This is a genomic window from Stenotrophomonas maltophilia (assembly GCF_013464485.1).
Classification (GTDB): domain Bacteria; phylum Pseudomonadota; class Gammaproteobacteria; order Xanthomonadales; family Xanthomonadaceae; genus Stenotrophomonas; species Stenotrophomonas maltophilia_AW.
The window spans coordinates 1-7965 of sequence record NZ_RAUX01000073.1 but is presented as its reverse complement, the minus strand read 5'-3'; the positions used below and the strand labels follow the sequence as shown (position 1 = coordinate 7965).

Here is a 7965-nt window from a genome sequence, read left to right as displayed (position 1 = left end):
GCGGCCGGCACTACCGCGCTATTTCGCGTTTTCCTCGCGCTCCTGCACCTGCGCCTGGCGCAGTTCCTGCTCGGAGGCACGCAGTGCCTTCACGTCCAGCTTGCGGATGCTGTCGATGAAGCACGGCAGGCGTGGGCCGCCGGCGGGGTCGCGCACCAGCACCTTGTCGAAGCGCGCCGAGACACGGTTCATCTGGCTGGTCAGGCCGATGGCGGTGGCATACGGCAGGTCCTGGCAGGGACCCCTCAATTCCAGCAGATAGGCCTCGCTGGGACGCGTCCACACCGCCAGCGCGCTGTCACCCAGCTCGGTCCAGCCATTGAGGCTGCCGAAGAACTGCATATCGTTCTGCGGCGCGCCGGCGTGGGCACGGTACAGATCCAGTTTCTCGGTACTGCTGAGCCGGCCGGTCGTCGCGCAGGCGGCCAGCGCCAGGCAGAGTCCGGCGATCAGGATCGGGGTCTTCATGGCGATCTCCTCGGGGAACCTGCTGCGATCATGCGCCGACCGACGTGCGGCCGGCGCGATGGCAGGTAAACCCGTTCAGGCCCCGGGAGGCGGCCGTTGCCGGCCGCTCAGACGTCGGCGTGGGCCAGTGCGTGCAGGCGACCTTCGCGCAGCTCCAGCACGCGATCGAGGCGGCGCGCCAGGCTGCGGTCGTGGGTGACCAGCACCAGGCTGGTATGGCGCGCGCGGTTGAGTTCCAGCATCAGCTCGAACACGGTCGCAGCGGTGCGGTCATCCAGGTTGCCGGTTGGCTCATCACCCAGCACGCAGGCCGGATGGTTCACCAGCGCACGCGCAACGGCCGCACGCTGGCGCTCACCGCCGGACAGCTCGCCCGGCTTGTGGTCCAGGCGATGGCCGAGGCCGACCGCTTCCAGCAGCGTGGTGGCCCGGCTGCTCGCCTCGGCCACGGCGGTGCCGGCCAGCAGCACCGGCATCATCACGTTTTCCAGCGCAGTGAACTCGGGAAGCAGATGGTGGAACTGGTACACAAAGCCCAGCGCCTGGTTGCGCAGCAGGCCGCGCGCGGTATCCGACAGCGCCGACATGCGCTGGCCGGTCACGTAGACCTCACCCGCAGTCGGAATGTCGAGGCCACCCAGCAGATGCAGCAGCGTGCTCTTGCCGGCACCGGACGCACCGATGATCGCCACCGTTTCGCCGGCGGTCACGGTCAGGTCCAGGCCGTCGAACACCGGGGTCTGCATGCGCCCCTCGGCGTAGGTCTTGCCCAGTGCTTCGGCGCGGATCACTTCATCGCCGCGCTTGAAGACCTTATTCATAACGCAGGGCCTCCGCCGGCTGGGTGCGTGCTGCCCGCCAGGCGGGATACAGGGTGGCCAGGAAACTCATCAGCAGTGCGACCACGGTGATCGCCACCACGTCGCCGGTCTGCATGTCGGTCGGCAGGCCGGTGATGTAGTAGACATCCTCCGGCAGCAGCTTGACGTTGAACACGCTCTCGATGGCGCCGAGGATGCGCTCCAGGTTGAGGGTCAGGGTGATGCCGCCGATCAGGCCGGCCAGCGTGCCGAAGATGCCGATCAGCGAACCCTGCACCATGAACACCTGCATCACCCCGCCCGGGGTCAGGCCCAGCGTGCGCAGGATGGCGATGTCGGCCTGCTTGTCGGTCACCAGCATCACCTGCGAGGACACCAGGTTGAAGGCACCCATGGCGATGATCAGCGACAGCAGGATGCCCATCACCACCTTTTCCATGCGCAGCGAGTGGTAGAGGTTGGCGTTCTGCTGGGTCCAGTCACTCACCCGGTACGCACCGCCGAGGCTCTGCGCCAGGTCCACGCCCACTTCGAGCGAGCGGTCCATGTCGTGCAGTTTCAGCCGCACGCCGGTGGCACCGTCGCTGCGCAGCACGCGCTCCAGGTCCTGCATGTTGGCAAAGCCCACGCCGCGGTCGACCTCGTTGTAGCCGGCCTCGAAGATGCCACTGACGGTGAAGCGTTTCATCCGCGGCACTGCGCCGGCAGGCGTGCCCTGCACCTCGGCGAAGGTCACCAGCACCTGGTCGCCCACGTCCACGCCCAGCCAGATCGCCAGCTCCTTGCCCAGCAGCAGGTTGAAGCTGCCTGGCTTGAGGCTGTCATAGCTGCCCTTGGTGACCTTCTTGTCGATCACCGACACCTTCGGCTCCAGCGCCGGATCGATGCCCTGGATGATCGCGCCCTGCACGCGCGGGCCGCTGATCATCGACTGGATCTCGATGTAGGGCGCGGCACCGGCCACGCGCGGGTCCTTGCGGGCCACGTCTACCACGCGCATCCAGTCCGGCATCGGCTCGCCGTCGCGACTGATGGTGGTGTGCGCGGTCATCTGCAGCAGGCGGCTGCGGATTTCCTTCTGGAAACCGCTCATGACCGCCAGGGTGGTGATCAGCACCGTCACGCCGAGCGCGATGCCCAGGATCGATGCCATCGAGATGAAGGAGATGAAGCCGTTGCGGCGCTTGGCGCGCAGGTAGCGCAGGCCAATGGCCACGGGAATGGGTTTGAACATGCAGGCACGCCGGTCAATTCAGCTTATGGTGCCATCGACCGGGGCCTACGGGAAACGCCGCGTGCGGCCACGGCCAGTCGCAGTTCACGTCGCTGCCCGGAATCGAGCACATCCGGCCAGAACAGAAGGCGCCGGCGCCGCCGATCCTCACGCCACAGCAACAGCAGCCAAGGCCCACGCACGACCAACCGTGGTTCATCGACGTCCTGCCCGGCCACCTGCAGCGGCTCGGGTGGTACCGGCAGAAGCACCTGCACGCGTGGCCTGCGCTGGCTCCAGGCCAGTTCGGCAAACCCGATGACCCAGGCCAGCACCACCGCGGGCATCAGCAACCGTGAAGGCAGATCCGATGCGCGCAGCAGCCAGGGCGCAGCCAGCAGCACCGCCAACTGGGCGGCGGCCTGCAGCCGCGAGGGGCGCCACTCAAGGCTTGAGGGCGAGGATCTTCTGCATGAGGGGGATCGCGTGCGCATGTGGACAGGCCTCATAGCCCATGAACCAGCGCCACAACTTATCGTCCTCGCAATCAAGCAGGAACAGGAAAACCTCGCGCTCTTCGGTCGGCGCAGTGCTCCACTCGTGGTCCAGGTAGCGGCCGAACAGCTGGTCCAGCTCACGCATGCCGCGGCGGCAGCGCCAGCGCAGCTTCTTCAGCAGAACGTCTTCTTCCATCGTGTTTCTCCAGATACAGCAAAGCCACGCATGGCGTGGCTCTACTGGGGTGGCACAGCCACGCGTGGCGTGACTCTACCGGGTACAGCCGGGCCTGATCAGGCGCGGCGTTCCATCATCAGCTTCTTGATCTCGGCGATCGCCAGCGCCGGGTTCAGGCCCTTCGGGCAGGTCCGGGCGCAGTTCATGATGGTGTGGCAGCGGTACAGCTTGAACGGATCTTCCAGATCGTCCAGGCGCGCACCGGTGTCCTCATCGCGCGAGTCGATGATCCAGCGATAGGCCTGCAGCAGGATCGCCGGGCCCAGGTAACGCTCGCCGTTCCACCAGTAGCTTGGGCAGCTGGTCGAGCAGCAGGCGCACAGGATGCACTCGTACAGGCCGTCCAGCTTCTTGCGGTCTTCCGGCGACTGCAGGCGCTCACGGTCCGGCGGTGCCGGGGTCTGGGTGCGGATCCACGGCTTGATCGAGGCGTACTGCGCGTAGAAGTGGGTCAGGTCCGGAACCAGATCCTTGACCACGTTCATGTGCGGCAGCGGGTAGATCGGCACTTCCTTCTTGCCGCAGTCCGAGATGGCTCGGGTGCAGGCCAGGGTGTTGGTGCCGTCGATGTTCATCGCGCACGAACCACAGATACCTTCGCGGCAGGAGCGGCGGAAGGTCAGGGTCGGGTCGATCTCGTTCTTGATCTTGATCAGGGCGTCCAGGACCATCGGGCCACAGGCGTCCAGATCAACTTCATAGGTATCGGTACGCGGGTTGCTGTCGTCGTCCGGACTCCAGCGGTAGATCTTGAAGGTGCGCACGTTCTTGCCGCCGTTCTTGACGGGGAAGTGCTTGCCCTTCGTGATCTTGGAATTCTTGGGGAGTGAAAACTCGGCCATGGCTGCTCTCGTTGGCTCAGGCGGCCCGCGCCCGTGGGCGCGGATTGCATGGTAGGCGGGGTCGGATCAGTACACGCGCGGCTTCGGCGGCACTACGGACACGTCGTCGGTCAACGTGTACATGTGCACCGGACGGTAGTCGAAGCTGCACTTGCCCTTATCGTCGACGCTGACCAGGGTGTGCTTCTGCCAGTTGACGTCGTCGCGGTCCGGGAAGTCCTCGTGCGCATGCGCGCCGCGGCTTTCCTTGCGCTGTTCGGCCGAGTTGATCGTCGCCACCGCGTTGAGCAGCAGGTTGTTCAGCTCGTAGGTCTCGATCAGGTCCGAGTTCCAGACCAGCGAACGGTCGGAGACCTTCACGTCCTGGAACGAGTCGAAGATCTTGTCCATCTTCTCGCAGCCTTCCTTCAGCGTCTGGCTGGTGCGGAAGACCGCCGCGTCGGCCTGCATGGTGCGCTGCATGCGATCGCGGATGACCGAGGTCGGGGTATCGCCGTTGGCGTGGCGCAGCTTGTCCAGCAGGCCCAGCGCCTTGTCGCAGGCATCGGCCGGCAGCGGCTTGTGCGACGCGCCCGGCTTGATGGTCTCGGCGCAGCGGTTGGCCACCGCACGACCGAACACCACCAGGTCCAGCAGCGAGTTCGAGCCCAGGCGGTTGGCGCCGTGCACGGACACGCAGGCCGCTTCGCCGATGGCGTACAGGCCCGGCACGACCGCATCGGGGTTGTCGCCGACCTTGCGCACCACTTCACCGTGGTAGTTGGTCGGGATGCCGCCCATGTTGTAGTGCACGGTCGGAATGACCGGGATCGGCTGCTTGTGCACGTCGACGCCGGCGAAGATGCGCGCGCTTTCGGCGATGCCCGGCAGCTTGTCGTCGATCACGCCCGGGCCGAGGTGGGTCAGGTCGAGCAGGATGTGATCCTTGTGCTCGCCGACGCCGCGGCCTTCGCGGATCTCGATGGTCATCGAACGGCTGACCACGTCACGCGAGGCCAGGTCCTTGTAGTGCGGTGCGTAGCGCTCCATGAAGCGCTCGCCGCTGCTGTTGCGCAGGATGCCACCTTCACCGCGGACACCCTCGGTGATCAGGCAGCCGGCACCGTAGATGCCGGTCGGGTGGAACTGCACGAATTCCATGTCCTGCATGGCGATGCCGGCACGCATGGCCAGGCCGCCACCGTCGCCGGTGCAGGTGTGCGCCGAGGTGGCGCTGAAGTACGCACGGCCGTAGCCGCCGGTGGCCAGCACCACGCCCTGGGCGCGGAACAGGTGCAGCGTGCCGTCGGACATGTCCAGGGCCAGCACACCGCGGCAGGCGCCTTCCTCGTCGAAGATCAGATCGAGCGCGAAGTACTCGATCATGAAGCGCGCATCGTGCTTCAGCGACTGCTGGTACAGGGTATGCAGCATCGCGTGGCCGGTACGGTCGGCCGCCGCGCAGGTGCGCTGCGCCGCCGGGCCTTCGCCGTACTTGGTGGTCATGCCACCGAACGGACGCTGGTAGATCTTGCCTTCAGCCGTACGCGAGAACGGCACGCCATAGTGTTCGAGCTCGATGATGGCCGGGATGGCCTCACGGCACATGTATTCGATGGCATCCTGGTCACCCAGCCAGTCCGACCCCTTGATGGTGTCGAAGAAGTGGTAGCGCCAGTCGTCCTCGCCCATGTTGGCGAGTGCGGCCGAGATACCGCCCTGGGCGGCAACGGTGTGCGAACGGGTCGGGAAGACCTTGGTCAGGCACACGGTCTGCAGGCCCTTGGCGGCCAGGCCGAACGTGGCGCGCAGGCCGGCGCCGCCGGCGCCGACCACGACCATGTCGTACTTGTGTTCGGTGATCTTGTAAGCGGACATCTAATCTGGATTCCTGTGTAGGTGCCTGGGCTCAGGCAACGCCGAGGGCGATGCGGCCCACCGCAAACACACTGACGATCATGCCGAGCACGGCGACGAACTTCACCGCGGTCTGCAGCACCAGGGCCAGCAGCGATTCGTGGATGTAGTCTTCCAGCACGACCTGCATGCCGAGCTGCGCGTGCCAGAACATGGCGATCAGCAGGCCGATCAGCGGCACTGCGTTCCACGGCTTGGCCACGGCAGCGGCGGCAGTCGCGTAATCCGAGCCAAGCAGGCCCAGCACGAAGACCAGGAACCAGATGCCCAGCACCACCAGGGCGGCGGCGGTCAGACGCTGGTGCACGAAGTGCTCGGTGCCGGTCTTGGCCGAACCGAGGCCGCGCACGTTCTTCAACGGGGTACGGAACTTGCTCACGCGGCACCTCCGAACATCACATAGGCCCACACCAGCAGGGTGATCACCAGGCTGCCGATGACCGAAAGCCAGCTGCTGCGGATGAAGGCGGGGATGCTGAAGCCGATGGCGAAGTCCTGCACCACGTGGCGGATGCCATTGCACAGGTGATAGGCGAACGACCATGTCCACGCGAACAGGAACACGCGGCCATACCAGGCCCCGGCATGGCCGGTGAAGCAGTTCCAGGACTCGGGCCCCATCATCAGGGCCAGCAGGCCGGCAGCGATGATGAGGGCACCAACAGACAGAAAGACGCCAGTGGCTCGATGCAGGATCGAGGTGGCCATCTGAATCTGCCAGCGATACACCTGAAGGTGCGGGGAAAGTGGGCGTTGTCTGGTCGCCATTCGCTGGGCTCGTTGTCTCGGCTGGGCGGCACGTGGCCGCGTTGGCTCAATGCTGATCAGAAATCGATGCAGCGTCCGTTTTTCTCCCAATCGCCATACCGCACCGGATCGAGTCCGCCGCGGCCGCCGAATTCCTCTGCTTTTTCCTGTTCCACGGGCACGGGTGCCGCAGGGACCAGCGGGGCTTCAGATTCGTCGTCGGGAGTGGGGGTTGTTTGGCCTATCATGTTCGGTCTCGCAACGCACAAATTTTAGACCTCGTTCACGTGCCTGACAACCTGCCCCCTGCTTTCGTCGGATATCCGCGCCTGCCCGGCCACCAGCTGCTGAGCCTGCAGGGTGTGGATGCGGCCGTTTTCGCCCACGCCCAGTTCAGCAGCGACGTCACTGCCCTGCCCCTGCTGCACTGGCAGTGGAGCGCCTGGTTGAGCGCCAAGGGCCGCACCCTGGCGGTGTTCCAGCTGCTTCGGCTGGCCGACGACCACGTGATGCTGGTGCTGGCCGACGGCGATGCCGATGCGATTGCGTCGCAACTGCAGCGCTTCGTGTTCCGTCGCAAGGTGAAGGTGCAGGTGCGCGGCGATCTGGCCGTGGCCGGAGCGTTCACTGCGCCGGAGGCCGCCAGCGGCGCCGCGATCGCGCACGCCGCCGGTGACGGCTGGGAACTTGACCTGGGCAGCGATGCCCTGCCGCGCACCCTGCGCATTGGCGCCGCCGACGCCTTTGCCGCCGGCAGCGAAACCGATGAAGCCGCTTTCGCTCTGGCCTGGCGCCAGGCCGACCTGCGCTACGGGTTGCCGCGACTGGAAGAAAGCCAGCGCGAAGTGTGGACCCCGCAGCAGCTGGGCCTGGACCGCCTGAACGGCTACAGCGTGAAGAAGGGCTGCTATCCGGGCCAGGAAATCGTTGCCCGCACCCACTTCCTCGGCAAGGCCAAGCGCGCGGTGCAGTTGCTGCATACCGCCGCGCCGGCGCAGGCCGGCGATGGCGTGCAGCAGGACAGCGCAGCGTTGGGCACGATTGCCAGCGTGGCCGGTGAGCTGGCGCTGGCGGTACTGCCACTGGAGGCCGGCGACGCCGAACTGCAGGTGGGCGGCGCCACAGCGCAGCGTGTGCCGCTGCTGGATGGGTTGGTGCGCTGAAGCCTGAAGGTCCCTCATCCACGCGGTGGGTACGGACCGTTGGTCCGCACGCCTTCGGCGAAGAAATGGTAGTGCCGGCC

The 7965-nt window shown here is 66.2% G+C and carries 11 protein-coding genes; 1 reads left to right on the top strand and 10 read right to left on the bottom strand.

Going from position 1 to position 7965, the window contains the following annotated elements:
* Positions 1-18 precede the first annotated feature (18 nt).
* The 10 genes from D7Y61_RS22050 to D7Y61_RS22005 all read right to left on the bottom strand — a co-directional run bounded on the left by D7Y61_RS22050 (position 19) and on the right by D7Y61_RS22005 (position 6970).
* Positions 19-468 carry a DUF6491 family protein gene (locus D7Y61_RS22050; RefSeq protein WP_180869328.1) on the bottom strand — a complete coding sequence of 150 codons (450 nt, stop codon included), beginning with the start codon at positions 466-468 and terminating at the stop codon, positions 19-21.
* A gap of 107 nt (positions 469-575) precedes the next feature.
* Positions 576-1289, bottom strand: a complete 714-nt coding sequence (gene lolD / locus D7Y61_RS22045; RefSeq protein ID WP_180869327.1) for a lipoprotein-releasing ABC transporter ATP-binding protein LolD — start codon at positions 1287-1289, stop codon at positions 576-578.
* Positions 1282-2523 carry a lipoprotein-releasing ABC transporter permease subunit gene (locus D7Y61_RS22040; protein ID WP_049447601.1) on the bottom strand — a complete coding sequence of 414 codons (1242 nt, stop codon included), beginning with the start codon at positions 2521-2523 and terminating at the stop codon, positions 1282-1284. The genes lolD and D7Y61_RS22040 overlap by 8 nt, the downstream gene beginning before the upstream one ends.
* A gap of 23 nt (positions 2524-2546) precedes the next feature.
* Positions 2547-2996: a hypothetical protein gene (locus tag D7Y61_RS22035; protein ID WP_106467711.1), complete on the bottom strand. Its 450-nt coding sequence runs from the start codon at positions 2994-2996 to the stop codon at positions 2547-2549.
* On the bottom strand, positions 2947-3195 hold the full coding sequence (locus D7Y61_RS22030; protein WP_005409080.1) for a succinate dehydrogenase assembly factor 2: 249 nt from the start codon (positions 3193-3195) through the stop codon (positions 2947-2949). The genes D7Y61_RS22035 and D7Y61_RS22030 overlap by 50 nt, the downstream gene beginning before the upstream one ends.
* A gap of 98 nt (positions 3196-3293) precedes the next feature.
* Positions 3294-4079, bottom strand: a complete 786-nt coding sequence (locus tag D7Y61_RS22025) for a succinate dehydrogenase iron-sulfur subunit (protein ID WP_005409079.1) — start codon at positions 4077-4079, stop codon at positions 3294-3296.
* A gap of 66 nt (positions 4080-4145) precedes the next feature.
* Positions 4146-5936, bottom strand: a complete 1791-nt coding sequence (gene sdhA / locus D7Y61_RS22020) for a succinate dehydrogenase flavoprotein subunit (protein WP_180869325.1) — start codon at positions 5934-5936, stop codon at positions 4146-4148.
* 31 nt (positions 5937-5967) lie between these two features.
* A complete protein-coding gene (gene sdhD / locus D7Y61_RS22015; protein WP_005409077.1) occupies positions 5968-6354 on the bottom strand; it encodes a succinate dehydrogenase, hydrophobic membrane anchor protein in 387 nt (128 codons plus the stop codon).
* Entirely contained in the window at positions 6351-6743 is a 393-nt protein-coding gene (gene sdhC / locus D7Y61_RS22010; RefSeq protein WP_024958620.1) for a succinate dehydrogenase, cytochrome b556 subunit, read from the bottom strand. Before sdhC ends, sdhD begins: the two co-directional genes overlap by 4 nt.
* Positions 6744-6799: 56 nt before the next feature.
* Positions 6800-6970 (bottom strand): DUF1674 domain-containing protein, encoded by a 171-nt coding sequence (locus D7Y61_RS22005; protein ID WP_005409075.1) that lies wholly within the window; start codon positions 6968-6970, stop codon positions 6800-6802.
* Between the two features lie 39 nt (positions 6971-7009).
* On the opposite strand from D7Y61_RS22005, the gene D7Y61_RS22000 reads away from it, so the two are divergent.
* Positions 7010-7885: a folate-binding protein YgfZ gene (locus D7Y61_RS22000; RefSeq protein ID WP_180869323.1), complete on the top strand. Its 876-nt coding sequence runs from the start codon at positions 7010-7012 to the stop codon at positions 7883-7885.
* Positions 7886-7965 lie beyond the last annotated feature (80 nt).